The organism is Bradyrhizobium sp. RD5-C2 (assembly GCF_019972155.1).
Taxonomy (GTDB): Bacteria; Pseudomonadota; Alphaproteobacteria; order Rhizobiales; family Xanthobacteraceae; genus Bradyrhizobium.
In genome coordinates this window covers 20,117-37,286 of the sequence record NZ_BOVL01000054.1, presented here as the reverse complement: position 1 = coordinate 37,286, position 17,170 = coordinate 20,117, and the positions used below count along the sequence as shown (strand labels likewise).

The window sequence follows — 17,170 nt, the reverse complement described above, 5'->3', positions numbered from 1 at the left end:
CATGATCGCGATCACCAGCGCACCGCGCTTGTACTTCGCGAGCTCCGAGGCCTCGGGCCGCTTCACCTTGATGATGATGTCGGCATCCCTGAGCGCATCGGCGCTGACGGTGGCGCCCGCAGCCGTGAGCTCCGAATCGGGCAAGCCCGACTTGACGCCCGCGCCCGGCTCGACCGCGACCTCGGCGCCCAGCGCCTTGAACTTCTTGATGGTATCGGGCGAGACCGCAACCCGCGGCTCGGACGCATCGATTTCCTTGGCAACGGCGATCTTCATGGGCCCTCCGGCGGCGCGAGCGGCGCACGCGTCTTCAAACTAGCGTTATTTTCGCCAGATTGGATACCCGGTTTTTCCATCCGGGTTTCGACAGGAATTCCGGCATCGCCGCGGGACGGCGATGCCGCTAGCCGATCAGAGGATCAGACCAGGAAATAGGCCATCAAGGCGAGGAGGATGGCGACGCTGATGGTGCCGTATTTGACCAGTATGAGAAACCCTTCATAGGTCTGCTCATGCGCCACGTAATCGTTGCCGTCGGCGGTCGTATAGGCCACTTCGCTATGGTCTGCCATCGCTGTCCCCAGTCAGAAATTCGCGTTCTGCGAGCCATTACCGCAAACAGGTTGGCAGGGCAACGGCGTGGTCCCGATCGGGCGATTTGAACCACAAATCGTCCCCGATTCACCCCGATCGAGCGACGGCCGCCCCTTCGGCAGGATTGATCTCCCAAACCCGGGCGTCATGGGATGATCATGCCGTGAGGCGCAAAAAACGCCGCACGAATCTGATGCTGGGCCAGCCGGAAGGCCGATGGTCGTCAGCCCATCGTCTCCAGCTCGTCGATCATGCCGGCAATGACGGACAGGCCGCCGTCCCAGAATTTCGGGTCCTTGGCGTCGAGCCCGAACGGCCGCAGCAGCTCGGAGTAATGCTTGGTGCCGCCGGCCGCGAGCATGTCGAGATAGCGCTCTGCGAAACCGTCGGATGCGTGCTCGTAGACCGCATAGAGCGAGTTCACCAGGCAATCGCCGAACGCATAGGCGTAGACGTAGAACGGCGAGTGGATGAAATGCGGGATGTACATCCAGAACGTCTCGTAGCCCGGCTTGATCTCGATCGCGGGCCCGAGGCTCTCGCCCTGCACGCTGAGCCACAGCTCGCCGATCCGCTCGGCGGTGAGCTCGCCATTCTTGCGCTCGGTATGAACCGCGCGCTCGAACGAATAGAACGCGATCTGTCGCACCACGGTGTTGATCATGTCCTCGACCTTGCCCGCGAGCAGCGCCTGGCGCTGCTTGGCGTTTTTGGTCTGGGAAAGCAGCCGCTTGAAGGTCAGCATTTCGCCGAACACGCTCGCGGTCTCCGCCAGCGTCAGCGGCGTCGGCGCCATCAACGCGCCGTTCTTCGCTGCCAGCACCTGATGGACGCCGTGGCCGAGCTCATGCGCCAGCGTCATCACGTCGCGCGGCTTGCCCTGATAGTTCATCAGCACATAGGGGTGCGCCGACGGCGTGGTCGGATGCGAGAACGCACCGGGCGCCTTGCCGGGACGCACCGGCGCATCGATCCAGCGATCGCTGAAGAAGCGCTCCGCGATCTCGGCCATCTTCGGCGAGAAACCGTTATAGGCCGACAGCACCATGTTGCGCGCCTCGGGCCATGCGATGGTGCCGGTCGCCGCGAACGGCAGCGGCGCGTTGCGGTCCCAATGCGGCAGCTTCTTCTTTTTGAACCAGCCGGCCTTCAACGCGTAGTAGCGGTGCGACAGCTTCGGATAGGCCGCGCGCACCGAGGCGACCAGCGCGTCGACCACCTCGCGCTCGACGCGGTTGTTGAGGTGGCGGGAATCCGCGACGTCCTGGAAGCCCCGCCAGCGGTCGGAGATTTCCTTGTCCTTGGCCAGCGTATTGGTGATCAGCGCGAAGGTGCGCTCATTGTCCTTGAAGGTCTTGGCGAGCGCCTGCGCGGCGGACTTGCGCTTGTCGCCGGCCTTGTCCTGCAACAGGTTCAGCGTCGGCTCGATCGCGAGCTCCTTGCCGCTGATCTTGAAGCGCAGGTCGGAGATGGTCTGGTCGAACAGCCGGTTCCAGGCCGCGTAGCCGCTCTGCGCCTTCTCGTGGAAGAGCTGCTCGACGCGATCCTCGAGCTGGTACGGCTTGTCCTTGCGCAGATCCTCGATCCACGGCCGGTAGTGGCCGAGCGTGGGTTCGGCCATCGCGCGCTCGATCACGTCATCGTCAACGCGATTGAGCTCCAGCGCGAAGAACAGGAGATGCACCGAGGCGGCCGTCAGCCGTTCGGAGACGTCGCCGTAGAATTTCGAGATCGCGGGATCGACGCTGTCGCCGGCGTGGACCAGGCCGGCATAAGAGCCGAGACGGCCAGCCAGATCGTCGATCGCCTCATAGCGCCTGATCGCCCCGGCCAGCCACTTTCCGCCGCCCTCCTTGCCGGTATTTTCGGCAAGCTTGCCCTTGTAGTCGGTCTCAAACGCGACGCAATCTGCATCCATTTTCTGCAAATCGCGCGCAACTTCCGGCGCGTCGATACCGGAGTAGAGATCCGCCAGATTCCATTCCGGAAGCTTGCCGGTCTTGCCGGCTGCCGGTTTCGCCGCCGGGCCGGCTGCGGCCGGTTTGCGTTGCGCGGCCGTCTTGCGCAGCGCGGCTTCCTTGCGGAGAGCGGCCTTGCTGAGAGCAGACTTGCCGGGAGCAGACTTCGAGGAGGCAGTTTTGGAGCGCGAGGTCATCTTGTTCGTAACCTTACTTCAGTCGGAAAGATGTCGGCGGCGGCGGAATGAAGGCGGGTTTGCAAGGTTTAAGAGTGCGTTAATCGGCATCGGCGACATTGCCCCGATTCGAGACAGATAAACGTAGCGTGCGGGGAAAACCATGGCTGCCACCATTTTGATCGCCGATGATGACGCCGTACAGCGTCGTTTGGTTGAAAACATGGTGCAGAAGTGCGGCTATGAGCCCCTCGTCGTGGACAGTGGCGACGCGGCGATAGCGGCCCTGACCGCATCCGAGACGCAGGCGATCGATGCCGTCGTGCTCGACCTCGTGATGCCGGGCCTCGACGGTCTTGGAGTCCTCGCAAAAATTCGTGAAGCTGGTTTGAACATCCCGGTCATCGTGCAGACCGCGCATGGCGGCATCGACAATGTGGTGTCGGCGATGCGCGCCGGTGCCCAGGATTTCGTCGTCAAGCCGGTCGGCTTCGAACGGCTGCAGGTCTGCCTGCGCAATGCCCTCAACGCGTCGGCGCTGAAAGGCGAATTGCAGCGCATCCGCCACAGCCGCGAGGGCCGGCTGACCTTCACCGACATCATCACCCGCAGCGAGGCGATGGCAGGGGTGCTGCGCACGGCGCAGAAAGCCGCATCCTCGACCATCCCGGTGCTGATCGAGGGCGAGTCCGGCGTCGGCAAGGAACTGTTCGCGCGCGCCATCCACGGCAGCAGCGAGCGCAAGGCCAAGCCGTTTGTTGCGGTGAACTGCGGCGCGATCCCGGACAATCTCGTCGAATCGATCCTGTTCGGCCACGAGAAGGGCGCCTTCACCGGCGCCACCGAGCGCCACCAAGGCAAGTTTGCCGAGGCCCATGGCGGCACGCTGTTCCTCGACGAGGTCGGCGAATTGCCGCTGGCCACGCAGGTGAAGCTGCTGCGCGCGCTGCAGGAAGGCACCGTCGAGGCGGTCGGCGGCCGCAAGCCGGTCAAGGTCGATGTCCGCATCATCTCGGCGACCAACCGCAAGCTGCTCGATCTCGTGAAGGGCGGCCAGTTCCGCGAGGACCTGTTCTATCGCCTGCATGTGCTGCCGCTGACCATTCCGGCGCTGCGGCAGCGGCGCGAAGACATTCCGCATCTGCTGCGGCATTTCCTGGCGCGATTCTGCGCCGAGGAGAACCGCAACATCACCGGCATCAGCGGCGATGCGATGGCGCATCTGGCGCAGCTCGATTGGCCGGGCAACATCCGCCAGCTCGAGAATACGGTGTATCGCGCCGTGGTGATGAGCGACGGCGACCAGCTCGGGCTCGCCGACTTCCCGCAGGGAACGACGCCGGTGCCGGATGGCAAATCCCCACAGGGCGAGCCGCTGGTGGTGTCGCCCTCCACGGCACCCGCCATGATTTCCGGTAATGAAATACCGGCAACCTCTGCCCTGCCCACCGCGGGGGGCCTCTCGATGCTCAATGCCGCGGGCGAGATGCGCCCGCTAGAAGATCTCGAGAACGAGATCATCCGGTTCGCGATTTCGCATTATCGCGGCCAGATGTCGGAGGTCGCGCGCCGCCTCAAGATCGGCCGCTCGACCCTCTACCGCAAGCTCGACGAAGCCGCGGCCGGCACGCGCACAAGCGACGCCAGCTGAACCTGAGCCCGACAGGGCCATACCAGGGAACCTTTTGAACCGTGTCCCGTCGGTGACAGACAAAGGCTGTGCCGCGTGGCAAAAACGCACGGCCCGAGCGAAATCAGCTGCTTCGAGGTCAGTTTGTCGTGAGTTGCCCCGCAAGGCGCTGGCTGCATAAGAGGGGCAAATGTATCGTCTGCGTTGATTGCGGGCAGGCATACGAGTCGCTTGAGAGGCCGGCGCTTCCGCGCAAGCTATGAAACCGAATACCGATTTGAACTGCTCCAGACTCTGAGGGGCAGTTCCACCCAGGGGGTGCGAAAATGCGTGACTGTTCGAACAACCGTCGAGGATTTGACCGCGTCTTGATGACCGTCGCGGCGACCTTCCTCACGGTGTCCGCGAGCTCGGCCTTCGCGCAGGACACGCCTCGCTCCAGCGCCTCGGAACTGGCGATCGACGCCGCGATCCCGCGCCCCGAGCCGGCCAATGTGCCGCCGCCCACCGCAAGCGATTTCAAGGCCGACACCACTGCCGCGCTGCCCGACGCCGCCAAGCCGGCGGAAGTGAAGCCCGCCGAAGTGCAGGCCACCGAAGCCAAGCCCGTCGATGCCAAGCCTGTCGATGCAAAGCCGGCAGAGCCGAGCGCGACCGCAAAGGCCGTCGATCCGAAGCCTGCCGATGTCGCCACTGCGCCGGCGACCAAGCCCGCCGATGCGCCCAAGATCGATACACCGAAGACCGATACCGCAGTCGCGCCGGCTGCGGCTGCACCCGCCCCTGCAACGGCCACAGCCCCCGCCGCAACTCCGGCTCCCGCGACTGCCGCAGCTCCGGCTGCTGAGCCCGCGAAGGCTGCGAGCAACCTTCCCGCCGAGGATCAGCCGGTCGCCGACAAGCTGCGCGAGCTGCTCGCCAGCAAGTCGCTGCGCACCTTCGATCGCAAGAACGAGCGCGCCGCGGCCGAGAAGTTCTATTCGGCGCGCGAATATGCGCCGGTCTTCACCAAGGCCGGCAAGTTGACCGACGCCGGCAACGGCGTCATCGCCCGCCTGAAGGATGCGGCCGCCGACGGCCTCGATGTATCAGACTATCCGGTGCCGGATTTCACTGCGGCAACGACGCCCGATGCGCTGGCCGACGCCGAGCTGAAGCTCGCGGCCAGCATGCTGGACTATGCCCGCCAGGCCCAGAGCGGCCGCATGCACTGGTCGCAGGTGTCGGCGGATATCCTCTATCCGGAGCACCCGATCGATCCGGCCGAAGTGTTCGCCAATGTGACCTCGGCCAAGGACGCCTCCGCCGCGCTCGACGGCTACAACCCGCCGCAGAAGCTCTACAAGGAGCTGAAGAAGAAGCTCGCCGAGCTGCGCGGCCAGGGCGACGGCCCGGTGATCACGATCGCCGACGGCCCCGCGCTGAAATACGTGCCCGCGCGCAAGAAGCAGGCCGCGGTCGAGATGGACGATCCGCGCGTGCCGGATCTGCGCAACAAGCTTGGCATCACCGAGGATGCCGACAGCACCAAGTATGACGCGACGGTGGCGCGGGCGGTGGAGAAATTCCAGAATAGCGTCGACCTCAAGGCGACCGGCGTGCTCGACGATCGCACGGTCAAGGCGCTGAACAATCCGAAGCGCGACCGCCAGATCGACACCGTGCTCGTCAACATGGAGCGCTGGCGCTGGCTGCCCCGCCAGCTCGGCGCCGCCAATGTCGGCAATGCCTATGTGATCCTCAACATCCCCGACTATACGCTGAAGGTGATGCAGAACGGCGCACAGGTCTGGACCACGCGCGTCGTCACCGGCAAGCCCGGCCAGCACGCCACGCCGCTTCTGACCGAGACGATGAAATACATCACGGTCAACCCGACCTGGAACGTGCCGCCGTCGATCATCTACAACGAGTATCTGCCGGCCCTGCAGCAGGATCCGACGGTGCTGCAGCGCATGGGCCTCAAGCTCGAGCGCAACCGCGACGGCTCGATCCACGTCTCGCAGCCGCCCGGTGAAGCCAACGCGCTCGGCCGCATCCGCTTCAATTTCCCGAACAAGTTCCTGGTCTATCAGCACGACACGCCGGACAAGTATCTGTTCGCGAAGGATGAGCGCGCCTTCAGCCACGGCTGCATGCGCGTGCAGAATCCGGATCAGTACGCGTCCGTGCTGCTCAACATCACCGAGCCGAACCAGCACTACACGCCGGAGCGGATCCGCAGCATGTACGGCTCGAGCGAAGTCGATCTGAAATTCCCGACGCCGATCCCGGTCAACATCACCTACCAGACCGCGTTCGTGGACGACGGCGGCAAGCTGCAAATCCGCAGGGACATCTACGGCCGCGACGCCGCCATGCTGTCGCTGCTCAAGAACAGCCGCGGCAAGGATCTCGAAACGGTGGTTGCGCACGCCCAGCCGAGCTACGCGCGGCCGCCGAGCAGCAGCCTGCCTCCGGGCGTCAACGTCGCCGGCGACAACAGCGGCTTTGGCTCCTCCGGACCGAACTTCTTCGAGCGCCTGTTCGGTGGATTCGGCCAGCCGGAGCCGCAGCCGGTCCGCCGTGGCCAGGCCCAGCAGCCGCGCCGGGTGATTACCCGCTGATCTGCCTCTTGGCCCGATTACGATAAATTTTGAAGCAAAATCAACGATCTCGCTCAAAAAGCGAGATCGTTTACGTTAACCATTTACCGTGGGTCCGGGGAACAGGGCTATCTTTTGCCACACTCCCCCAGTTAGTTAAGCCCAACTTGGGGGCGGGTCGGTAAACCTCGGTTAACCCTCCCGCTTTAAGAAAGCGTTCACCGTCTTCCGCAGGGGGTCTGCGAAGATGCCGACCGAACGCTCGTCGACTGGGTGGGCTCATAGTGCTGGCTTTCGCACGCCGCTACAAACCGCTGTCGCTGCCTAAGGCCGGATACCACGTCGGCCTGAGCGCGCTATTGCTGTTGGCGGGCGCCGGCTCGGTGCACGATGCGACTGCGCTGAACCAGACCCGCACCCTCTCCTTCCATCACACCCATTCCGGCGAAGACCTCACAGTCACCTTCAAGCGCGATGGCCGCTACGATGAAGCCGCGCTGAAGCAGCTCAATCACTTCCTGCGCGACTGGCGCTCCCAGGATGAGACGGTGATGGACCGTCACCTCTTCGACATCCTCTGGGAAGTGTACGGCGACGTCGGCGGCAAGCAGCCGATCCAGATCATCTCCGCCTATCGCGCCCCTGCCACCAACGCCATGCTCCGCCGCCGCTCCTCGGGCGTTGCGCGCCACAGCCAGCACATGCTGGGGCATGCGATGGACTTCTTCATTCCGGGCGTGCCGCTGGAGCAGATCCGCTTCGCCGGTCTGCGCTTGCAGCGCGGCGGCGTCGGCTTCTATCCGACCTCGGGCTCACCGTTCGTGCATCTCGACACCGGCGGCATTCGCCACTGGCCTCGGATGACCCGCGAGCAGCTGGTCCGGGTGTTCCCGGACGGCCGCACCGTCCATGTCCCGACCGACGGCACGCCGCTGAAGGGCTATGAACTCGCCAAGGCCGACATCGAGCGCCGCGGCAATGGCGACGATGCTGCGACCATCAGCAAGCCGACCCTGTTCGCGAAGCTGTTCGGTGGCGGCAAGTCGGGCGACGATGAAGACGAAGGCGCGGCCGCCGTGAACGACAAGCCCGCCGCCCCGACCGTGGTTGCGGCCGCAGCGCCCGCCAAATCCGCCGACCCCGTTCCGCTGCCGCGCGCCAAGCCGCAGCAATTCGCCGCCGCCATCCAACTCGCCGCCGCCGACGCGCAGTTCGTCCCGATGCCGAAGGCGAAGCCGGCGGTGCAGGTGGTGCAGACCGCCGAGAACACAGCACCGCAATCGCCCGCCGACATCATCAATGCCCGCGGTTTCTGGGGTGACGACTCCGCGGCGCCGAAGCAGGCATCGGCGGCGCAGATCGCCGCGGTGAAGGCGCGTGAGGCGGTCGTCGGCTCCGATCCGCAGACCACCGCCAGCACGACGGACAACTTCAACAAAGCGCTCGCTTATGCGCCGGCTGCATCCTCACCGGTCGATCGCGCCAATATCGTCGCGGCGACCGCGCCGATCCCGCGCAATGTGCGCCCGGCGCGCAATACGGCAGCGCCGGCCACCGAAATCAACACCGTCGTTGCGAAGGGCACCGCTAGCCAGGGCGTGATCACGACGTCGGCGCGGATCTCGGCCGCCAAGGGCAACGACATCTGGATGCGCGTCGTGATGCTGGCGCCGAGCGCGAGCAGCGGCATGCTGACCACGGTGCTTGGCGACACCGACATGAACATGATGCGGGCGCACTTCGTGAAGCCGCAGGCCGCCGTCGCCATGACCTTCTCAGAAGATCCGATGATGGGCATGACCTGCGATCGCTTCTCCGGCTCGGCGACCGCCCTCCTGACCACCCAATCCTTCGTGCTGCGCACCGCCTCGCTGCGCTAGGCTTCTGCCGACAACATCACTTCATCAGCGGTTCAAGCCGGCAGCCCCGCCTTGAGCAGGCCGGTCTCGTAACGCGCCCGGTCGGGCTCGCGCTTGTAGTGCTGGGTTGCCAAATGCCCGGCGACCGAGAAGGCCGGCTCGCGCTTCAGCACCTCGGCTGCATGGGCTGAGGCCGCCACCGAATTGCCCATCTGCGCCAATGTCGCGGCAAGGAAGGCGTGATGGGTATGATCGGGCCGCGTGATCCGCGAGAACGCCTCGGCGGCGTCGGCGTATTTCTCGGCGCAATAGCAGGCGCGGCCGAGATGACTCCAGAACCGCTCCGGATGGAACGGATTGAGGCGCATCGCCCGCTTGATCCAGTCGATGCCCTCCTCCGGCCGCCCGAGCCAGGTCAGGAGCTCGCCCTGCTGCACGACGACGAGATCGTAGTTGGGGTTGAGCGCGAGCGCGCGCTCCTGGTGGAAGGCGGCCTTGTCGTGGTCGTCGCGGTTGAGGTTCAGCGCCGCGAGGATCCGGTGTACGTCGCTGTCATTGTCGTCGAGCTTGAGCGCGATCTCGAGCTCGGCCGCCACCTGCGCGAAGGTCGCGTCGCGGTCGTCGCACCAACTGTAGACCCAGGTCTGGCCGAGCACGCAGGCCCGCCAGGCGTGCGCATGAGCGTAGTTGGGATCGAGCACGATGGCCCGCTCGAGCAAACGCTGCGCTTCCGCATTGTCGTCGCGCGCCGAGCGATGATGCAGCACCTTGGCGGCGAGCACGCACTCATAGGCCGCCATGTTGTCGGTCGGCTTGCGCTTGACGCGGTCATGGGCGGCGGCCTCGACGCGGCCCGGCAAGGTCGACACGATCGCGCGCGTCATCTCGTCCTGGATGGCGAAGATGTCGGCGAGCTCGCGGTCGTAGCGTTCGGCCCAGACGTGCCGGTCGGCCTCGGCATCGATCAGCTGCACGGTGACGCGGATCCGGCCGCCTGCCTTGCGCACGCTGCCCTCCAGCACATAGTCAACCGCGAATTCCTTCGCGACGTCCTGCACCTTCACCGCCTTGCCCTTGTACACGAAGGTCGAGTTGCGCGAGATCACGAGCAGATCGTGGAACCGCGACAGCTCGGTGATGATATCCTCGGTAAGACCGTCGGCGAAGAATTCCTGCTCGGGATCGCCGCTCATATTGACGAGCGGCAACACGGCGATCGAAGGCTTTTTGGCGACGACAGGCGCGGCCGCCGCACTCGGATGGTCGGTTGCTGATCTGGCGCTCGATTCGAGATGGATGCGGAAGACCCGGATCGGGCGCGCGATGTTCTTGACGGTCTGGTCGCCGAGATCCTCGAAGCTCAGATCTTCCAGGCGATCGCCGACCTGATCGCGGACCGCGCCGGAAATGCAGATGCCGCCGGGTTCGGCCAGCACCTCGAGCCGGGACGCGACATTGACGCCGTCGCCGAAGATGTCGGCGCCGTCGACGATCACATCGCCGAGATTGATGCCGATGCGAAACTGCATCCACCGCGCCGGCGCGACGTCGGTGTTGCGCTTGGCCATCCGGCGCTGCACCTCGGCCGCGCACAGCACCGCATCGACGACGCTGTGGAATTCGACCAGCAGGCCGTCGCCGGTGGTCTTGATGATGCGGCCGCGATTCTTGGTGATGGCCGGATCGATCAGTTCGATCCGATGGGTCTTGAGGCGCGCAAGGGTGCCCGTCTCGTCAGCCTCCATCAGGCGGCTAAAGCCGACCATGTCGGCGGCGAGGACCGCAGCGAGCCGACGCTCTGGTCCTGGCACGTCCATCTGAACGCTCTGCCCGGTTACCTCACCGGCAGTCTAGCAAATCCCGGGATATCACCCAAGCCTCGCCGAGAGGATTGGGCGAGTTACCTCGGGCGGGCCCTTGACGACGCCAGAGCGGCCCGCCTGCCGCCTCAGAGCATCCCGAGCGCCTGCATATAGGTCTCCAGGATGGTTTCCTGCTCCTGGCGCTCGTTGGCGTCCTGCTTGCGCAGGCGCACGATGGTGCGCAGCGCCTTGACGTCGAAGCCGTTGCCCTTGGCCTCGGCATAGACGTCGCGGATATCGTCCGAGATGGTCTTCTTTTCCTCTTCCAGCCGCTCGATGCGCTCGATGATGGATTTGAGCTGGTCCTTGGCAAATCGCGTTGCGGGTTCATCCTGAACGGCGGCAGACGTGGTGGCCATCGCGTACTCCTGAAATGGCAATGAAATGTCGCGCGAATACGCGCCACGCGCACCGCTTGTTGCGGGCGACCCTCGATTTTGGAGCACGTCCCGTCAAGGAAACATCGCGCTCATCCACAGCGCGCCCACAGGAGATGCAAACGAGGATGGAACAACGTCATTCCGGGGCGTCCGAAGGACGAACCCGGAATCTCGAGATTCCGGGTTCGATGCTGTCGCATCGCCCCGAAATGACGTTTGCTTAGTGCCCGCTTTGGGCCTTCTTCATCGCCGCGAGCTGCTCCGGCGTCGCGCCGCCTTGATACTTCGCCTTCCACTCCTCATAGGGCATGCCGTAGACGGCCTCGCGGCTCTCGTCCTTGCTCACCGCAAGGCCCTTGGCGTCAGCCTCTTCCTTCATCCAGTTGGACAGGCAATTGCGGCAGAAGCCGGCAAGGTTCATCAGGTCGATGTTCTGCACATCGGTCCGGTTGCGCAGATGATCGACGAGGCGCCGGAACACCGCGGCCTCAAGTTCTGTTCTGGTTTTGTCGTCAATACTCATGATCGTGATCCCGGTGTGATGCGCTCACCATATTGATATCAGGTGGGAATTGTCACAGATTTTGCCATATCGACGCGCAATACGGACCTAGCCGGCCACACTGGCCACGGTCCCGCGGCGTGGGGGACGGGCGCCCGCCCGTTGACAGTGCCAGCCGGGCACGCGAAATCGACAATGATTTGATATAGCTTCGCCGCATGAGCCCAATAGATTCTCTCGCCTCAGCTCCCCGCACCATCCGCCTGATCCTGGCCTGCATCCTGCCGGTGCTGGCGCTTGTGGCGGCGTGCCTGTGGACGAGCCCGGCGGCCGCCGATTTCCGGCTCTGCAACAACACCTCGAGCCGGGTCGGGATCGCGCTCGGCTACAAGGATGCCGAGGGCTGGACCACGGAGGGCTGGTGGAATGTGTCGTCGCGGACCTGCGAGACCCTGCTGCGCGGCAATCTTGTGGCGCGCTACTACTACATCTACGCTCTCGACTACGATCGCGGCGGCGAATGGTCCGGTCAGGCCTTCATGTGCTCGCGCGACAAGGAATTCACCATCAAGGGGACCGAGAATTGCCTGGCGCGGGGCTTTGACCGCACCGGCTTCTTCGAGGTCGACACCGGCGAGCAGCGTGCATGGACCGTCCAGCTGACCGAAGCCAACGAACAACAGCCGCAGAAAGTACCGGGAATGCCGGGCGGCGTGGCCCCGGGAAGCCCCGGGGCGATGCCGGGCCTGCCCAACCCGCCGCCGGGCGCAGCGCCTCCGGGCGCGTCGGGTCTGCCGCCAGCCGCACCACCCGGAAACAAACAATGAGACGACTGCGCCGAATCAAGATCCTCGCAACGCTTGGCCCGGCCTCCTCAGACAGCGCGATGATCCGCAAGCTGTTCGAGGCGGGTGCCGACGTATTCCGCATCAACATGAGCCATACCCCGCATGACAAGATGCGGGAGCTGGTCAAGACCATCCGCAATGTCGAATCGGGCTACGGTCGGCCGATCGGCATCCTGGTCGACCTGCAAGGGCCGAAGCTGCGGGTCGGCGCCTTCGCGGAAGGGTCGACCCAGCTCAAGAACGGCCAGAGCTTCATTCTGGATTCCGACAAGACGCCGGGCGACAACAGCCGCGTCCAGCTTCCGCATCCGGAAATCCTCGCCGCGCTCCGGCCCGGCCACGCGCTGCTGCTCGACGACGGCAAGGTGCGGCTGATCGCCGAGGAAACCTCGCCCGACCGCGCGGTCACGCGCGTCGTGATCGGCGGCAAGATGTCGGACCGCAAGGGCGTCAGCCTGCCCGACACCGATCTGCCGGTCTCCGCGATGACCCCAAAGGACCGCGCCGATCTCGAAGCCGCGCTGCCGGAGGGGATCGACTGGGTCGCACTGTCCTTCGTGCAGCGCGCCGAGGACGTGATCGAGGCCAAGAAGATGATCCGCGGCCGCGCCGCCGTGATGGCCAAGATCGAGAAACCGCAGGCGATCGACCGCCTCGCCGACATCATCGAGGTGGCGGACGCACTGATGGTGGCCCGCGGCGATCTCGGTGTTGAGCTGCCGCTGGAGCGGGTGCCGAGCCTGCAGAAGCAGATGATCCGGATGGCGCGCCGCGCCGGCCGGCCGGTGGTGGTCGCGACCCAGATGCTGGAATCGATGATCCAGTCACCGGTACCGACGCGCGCCGAGGTCTCCGACGTCGCCACCGCCGTCTACGAGGGCGCCGACGCTATCATGCTGTCGGCGGAATCCGCCGCCGGCAAATTCCCGGTCGAAGCGGTCTCGACCATGAACCGGATCGGCGAGGAGGTGGAGCGCGACCCGACCTATCGCAGCGTGATCAACGCACAGCGCGTCGATCCCGAGGCGACGGTGGGCGATGCCATTGCCGACGCCGCGCGGCAGATCGCCGAGACGCTCGATCTGTCGGCGATCATCTGCTGGACGTCGTCAGGCTCGACCGCAATCCGGGTGGCGCGCGAGCGCCCCAAGGTGCCGGTGGTCGCGATCACGCCGAACCTCGTGACCGGCCGCAAGCTGTCGGTGGTGTGGGGCGTGCATTGCGTGGTTGCCGAGGATGCCCACGATCTCGACGACATGGTTGAACGCGCCGGCTCGATCGCATTCCGGGACGGGTTTGCCAAGGCCGGCCAGCGCGTCATCATCGTCGCCGGTGTGCCGCTCCGCGCGCCCGGCACCACCAACATGCTGCGCATCGCCTCGGTCGGACCGAACGGCGACGCGCAGCTTTAGCCCGCCGCGCTGGGCCGCGCATCGGCGTGGCCCGAATGCCGCGCTCCAGACCGTCAGCCCTGCAACGACGCGTCGAGCGTGATCTTGGTGTTGAGCAGCTTCGACACCGGGCATCCGGCTTTGGCCTTGCCCGCCAATTCCTGGAACGTTGCGTTATCGGCGCCCGGGATCTTCGCCGACAGCGTCAGGTGCACGGCGGTGATGGCAAAGCCGTCGGCGACCTTCTCGAGGGTCACGTCGGCTTTGGTCTCCATGTGCTCGGCCGTCAGCTTGGCTTCGCCCAGGATCAACGACAGCGCCATCGTGAAGCAGGCGGCATGCGCCGCGCCGATCAGCTCTTCGGGATTCGAGCCGGGCTTGCCCTCGAAGCGGCTGGCGAAGCCATAGGGGTAATCCGAGAGCGCGCCGCTCTTGGTCGAGATCGCGCCCTTGCCGTCCTTGATGCCACCCTGCCATTTGGCCGAACCATGGGTCGTCGTCATGCGTTGCTCCGTGAGGTTGGTTGAACCCAGCCTCAACCTACAACGCCAATGCGACGGAAGTGTTCGCCGCGCAGCCGCGATCTCAGGCCCCGACCAGGGCCTTCGCCGGGGTCGTCGCCTGCACCACAAGACCACGGGCGCGTGCATCCATCACGCCGACCGCGCGCAGCGCGAGCAGCGTCACGGTCTGCACCGCATCGCGCAGCTTGATCGGATCGTCCAGATTTGACGGCGCCAGCGGGCCGACCAGCGCTTCATGCAGCGCGCCGAGCAGGGCGGTGGCGGCCAGCGCCGTATCCTGCGCCGGCAGATGTCCGGCGCGCACGGCAGCGTCGATGCGCATGGCAAGCTCGCCGGAAATATCGCGGCGGCTGGCAAGGCGCGAGGCGGTGACGTCGACATCAACCGGCTCGGCGAGGATGCCCCAGGCCAGCTTGCGCTGCGACAGCACGTGGACCGCAATGGTCGTCACCGCGGCGGCCAGCGCCGATGAGGGTCCGGGCGCGGCCTCTGCGGCGCGCCGGATCGCGGACAATTCGTCGCGCGAGACCTCCGTGATCAATTCCGAGATCAGCTCGGCCTTCGACGGGAAATAGCGATAGACGGTGCCGGCCGCGACATTGGCCCGCACCGCGACGGGTGCGATCTGGACCGCCGCCATGCCGCCCGCCGCCGCCGCGTCCCGCGCAGCCGACAGGATGGCGCTGCGCCGGGCAGCCAGCCGTTTCACGACCTGATGAGTTCGCCGGTAGACCATGGCGTTCCGCCCCCCACCGCATGCCCTGGCCGGCGCCCACCGGCAGAACACACGCGTCTTCAATGTTTTGAACGGTTGATCCCGCAACCGTCTGAAGAAGTGAACAACTATTCAGACTGAATGACAAGCTGGAATTGTAAGGATTTTGCGACGGCCGCAGGTGCCACCTCTGATTGAATCGGCAGCGTTACGGGTGCCGGCCAGCGCCGACCACAGGGTTCGGTGGCCCACTGCCCGCGCGCGGCAGCTTGCGATCGGATCCGAGCATGATCGAGATGGTAAATCGCACCCTAAGATGATCGCTCGAAATCGAGACATCCGATCTCGCGCAGACCCGCGACATCGCGGTCGCATTTACCCGAATTTATCGGAAGCCGTGGTCGAGTACGCCCGACGTCACGCGTGGCGTTGCCTCGATATCCCGGGCCGAACCAAGAAAGCGCATGTCACTCTCCATCACCAGCAGCGTGAGCAGCCGTAGCGCGGTACGAGGATTGCTGCCGCTGTGCGCCGCCGTGGGCGCCTATCTGTTCTATCTCTCCGCTGGTGAGATCCTGCTGCGCGATTCCGACACCGAGTGGCAGATCAGGGTCGGACAGTGGATCCTCGAACACGGCGCGATGCCGACATCAGACGTGTTCTCGTTCACCCGTTTCGGCGAGCCCTGGATTTCGAGTTCGTGGCTGTCGCAGGTGGCGTACGCCCTGGTGTACGGCGGCGATTGGGCCGGGCCGGTGATCCTGACGTCGGTGGCGATCGGTGCGACGGTCGCGATCTTCCTGCACCTGTTGAGCCCGTATTTCGATCCGGCGCGTGCACTCCTGATCGCAGCGCTGGCGCTGCTGCTGTCGACGATCCACTTCTTCGCGCGACCGCATGTGCTGGCGCTGCCGGTGCTGCTGGCGTTCATCGGCGGCCTGATGGCATCAGCGGATCGCCGCACTTATCCATCATGGTGGCTGCTGCCGCTGATGGCGCTGTGGGCCAACCTGCATGGCGGCTTCGTGCTCGGCCTGGCGCTGATCGGGCCGATCGGACTGGAGGCGGTGTGGAGCGCGGAGCCCGGCCGCCGCCGGCAGCTCATCGTGCGATGGGGATTGTTCGGCGTCGCTGCGCTGGCCGCAAGCTGCGTGACGCCCTATGGCTGGAATAGCCTGCTGGGCGCGACCAAGATCCTGAGCCTCGGCAAGCTTCTGTCAATGATCGGCGAATGGCTGCCCGCGGATTTCAGCAAGCCCAGCTTCTTCGAAGCCACGCTGCTCGGCCTGATCGGCGCCATCTGCTGTCGCGGGCTGACGCTATCGGTGCCGCGGATCCTGCTGCTGCTCGGGCTGATCTGGATGGCGCTGAGTCATATCCGCAACATCGAGGTATTCGCGTTCATCGCGCCGCTGGTGCTCGCCAAGCCGATCGCCGAACAATGGGGAATGGCAGGCGTCCGCGCCGCCCGCTTCGAGCAAGGACGCTCCATCCCCGTCGTCACGATCGCGGCTCTCATCGCGATGGTGATCGGAGCATGGGTGACGACGACGATGTTCGTCGCGCGGCACGAGTTCAAATTCCTGCCGGAATTCTCGCCCGTTGCCGCGGTCGACGTGCTCCAGCAACACAAGGCGCAGCGCGTGTTCAGCACCGCACCGTTCGGCGGCTACATGGTCATCCGCGACATGAAGGTGTTCATCGACGGCCGCGCCGAGCTCTATGGCGAGCAATTCGTGCTCGACTATTACGCCGCGCTCGAAGCCCGCGACGTCGGCCAGCTGCTGGACCTGCTCGACAAATACCGGATCGACGCCACGCTGCTGAGCTCAGGCTCTCCCGCCGGAAACGCGCTGGATCACCTCAAGGGCTGGAAGCGGCTCTACCGGGACGACATCGCCGTCATCCATGTGCGGTCGGACGAGAGAGCCGGCGCGGTGCCGGCCGCCCCAAGTTCGAACTAGCCTGCTGCGCTGCTTCGTTGTCCAGAGCGGCAACGCCGCCTATCCCGTCATCCTGAGGTGCGAGCGGAGCGAGCCTCGAAGGATGCACGGCCCTGATCTCGCAGCCCGGCCGTCGATCCTTCGAGACGGCGCTGCGCGCCTCCTCAGGATGACGGGTCTAGTCGGGGCGCGAGTGCAGACGT

General features: G+C 65.3%; 13 protein-coding genes and 1 pseudogene. 6 read left to right on the top strand and 8 right to left on the bottom strand.

Going from position 1 to position 17,170, the window contains the following annotated elements:
- The 3 genes and pseudogenes from BraRD5C2_RS34340 to BraRD5C2_RS34330 form a co-directional block, all read right to left on the bottom strand.
- Nucleotides 1-276, bottom strand: a pseudogene (locus BraRD5C2_RS34340) (NAD(P)(+) transhydrogenase (Re/Si-specific) subunit alpha); the annotation flags it as partial.
- Nucleotides 277-419: 143 nt separating this feature from the next.
- The gene (locus tag BraRD5C2_RS34335) at nucleotides 420-572 is read right to left on the bottom strand and encodes an aa3-type cytochrome c oxidase subunit IV (protein WP_163159659.1); all 153 of its coding nucleotides are present in this window, start codon (nucleotides 570-572) and stop codon (nucleotides 420-422) included.
- A 245-nt stretch (nucleotides 573-817) separates the two neighbouring features.
- Nucleotides 818-2,749, bottom strand: coding sequence for a M3 family oligoendopeptidase (locus BraRD5C2_RS34330; RefSeq protein WP_223975939.1), 1,932 nt, complete (start codon nucleotides 2,747-2,749; stop codon nucleotides 818-820).
- A gap of 142 nt (nucleotides 2,750-2,891) precedes the next feature.
- On the opposite strand from BraRD5C2_RS34330, the gene BraRD5C2_RS34325 reads away from it, so the two are divergent.
- The 3 genes from BraRD5C2_RS34325 to BraRD5C2_RS34315 all read left to right on the top strand — a co-directional run bounded on the left by BraRD5C2_RS34325 (nucleotide 2,892) and on the right by BraRD5C2_RS34315 (nucleotide 8,823).
- Nucleotides 2,892-4,379, top strand: a complete 1,488-nt coding sequence (locus BraRD5C2_RS34325) for a sigma-54-dependent transcriptional regulator (RefSeq protein WP_223975936.1) — start codon at nucleotides 2,892-2,894, stop codon at nucleotides 4,377-4,379.
- Between the two features lie 305 nt (nucleotides 4,380-4,684).
- Nucleotides 4,685-6,964 (top strand): L,D-transpeptidase family protein, encoded by a 2,280-nt coding sequence (locus BraRD5C2_RS34320; protein WP_223975933.1) that lies wholly within the window; start codon nucleotides 4,685-4,687, stop codon nucleotides 6,962-6,964.
- A gap of 260 nt (nucleotides 6,965-7,224) precedes the next feature.
- The gene (locus BraRD5C2_RS34315) at nucleotides 7,225-8,823 is read left to right on the top strand and encodes a peptidoglycan L,D-endopeptidase MepK (protein WP_223976057.1); all 1,599 of its coding nucleotides are present in this window, start codon (nucleotides 7,225-7,227) and stop codon (nucleotides 8,821-8,823) included.
- Nucleotides 8,824-8,855: 32 nt separating this feature from the next.
- Here the strand turns inward: BraRD5C2_RS34315 and BraRD5C2_RS34310 are convergent, their stop codons facing one another.
- From BraRD5C2_RS34310 to BraRD5C2_RS34300, 3 genes are all read right to left on the bottom strand, one after another.
- Nucleotides 8,856-10,619, bottom strand: coding sequence for an adenylate/guanylate cyclase domain-containing protein (locus BraRD5C2_RS34310; RefSeq protein WP_223975931.1), 1,764 nt, complete (start codon nucleotides 10,617-10,619; stop codon nucleotides 8,856-8,858).
- A gap of 131 nt (nucleotides 10,620-10,750) precedes the next feature.
- Entirely contained in the window at nucleotides 10,751-11,023 is a 273-nt protein-coding gene (locus BraRD5C2_RS34305) for a DUF2312 domain-containing protein (protein WP_029085502.1), read from the bottom strand.
- 241 nt (nucleotides 11,024-11,264) lie between these two features.
- Entirely contained in the window at nucleotides 11,265-11,567 is a 303-nt protein-coding gene (locus tag BraRD5C2_RS34300; protein WP_176533687.1) for a DUF1244 domain-containing protein, read from the bottom strand.
- Between the two features lie 197 nt (nucleotides 11,568-11,764).
- On the opposite strand from BraRD5C2_RS34300, the gene BraRD5C2_RS34295 reads away from it, so the two are divergent.
- Complete coding sequence (locus BraRD5C2_RS34295; protein WP_223975928.1) at nucleotides 11,765-12,373, top strand: DUF1036 domain-containing protein; 609 nt, start codon at nucleotides 11,765-11,767, stop codon at nucleotides 12,371-12,373.
- The gene (pyk, locus tag BraRD5C2_RS34290) at nucleotides 12,370-13,806 is read left to right on the top strand and encodes a pyruvate kinase (protein ID WP_223975925.1); all 1,437 of its coding nucleotides are present in this window, start codon (nucleotides 12,370-12,372) and stop codon (nucleotides 13,804-13,806) included. Before BraRD5C2_RS34295 ends, pyk begins: the two co-directional genes overlap by 4 nt.
- A gap of 53 nt (nucleotides 13,807-13,859) precedes the next feature.
- Here pyk and BraRD5C2_RS34285 read toward each other — a convergent pair whose 3' ends face one another.
- Together BraRD5C2_RS34285 and BraRD5C2_RS34280 are read right to left on the bottom strand one after the other, a co-directional pair.
- Nucleotides 13,860-14,288 (bottom strand): OsmC family protein, encoded by a 429-nt coding sequence (locus tag BraRD5C2_RS34285; protein ID WP_016841620.1) that lies wholly within the window; start codon nucleotides 14,286-14,288, stop codon nucleotides 13,860-13,862.
- A gap of 82 nt (nucleotides 14,289-14,370) precedes the next feature.
- On the bottom strand, nucleotides 14,371-15,045 hold the full coding sequence (locus tag BraRD5C2_RS34280) for a TetR/AcrR family transcriptional regulator (protein ID WP_097676099.1): 675 nt from the start codon (nucleotides 15,043-15,045) through the stop codon (nucleotides 14,371-14,373).
- Between the two features lie 443 nt (nucleotides 15,046-15,488).
- Between BraRD5C2_RS34280 and BraRD5C2_RS34275 the strand changes: the two genes are divergently transcribed.
- Entirely contained in the window at nucleotides 15,489-16,988 is a 1,500-nt protein-coding gene (locus tag BraRD5C2_RS34275; protein ID WP_223975922.1) for a hypothetical protein, read from the top strand.
- Nucleotides 16,989-17,170: the final 182 nt, after the last annotated feature.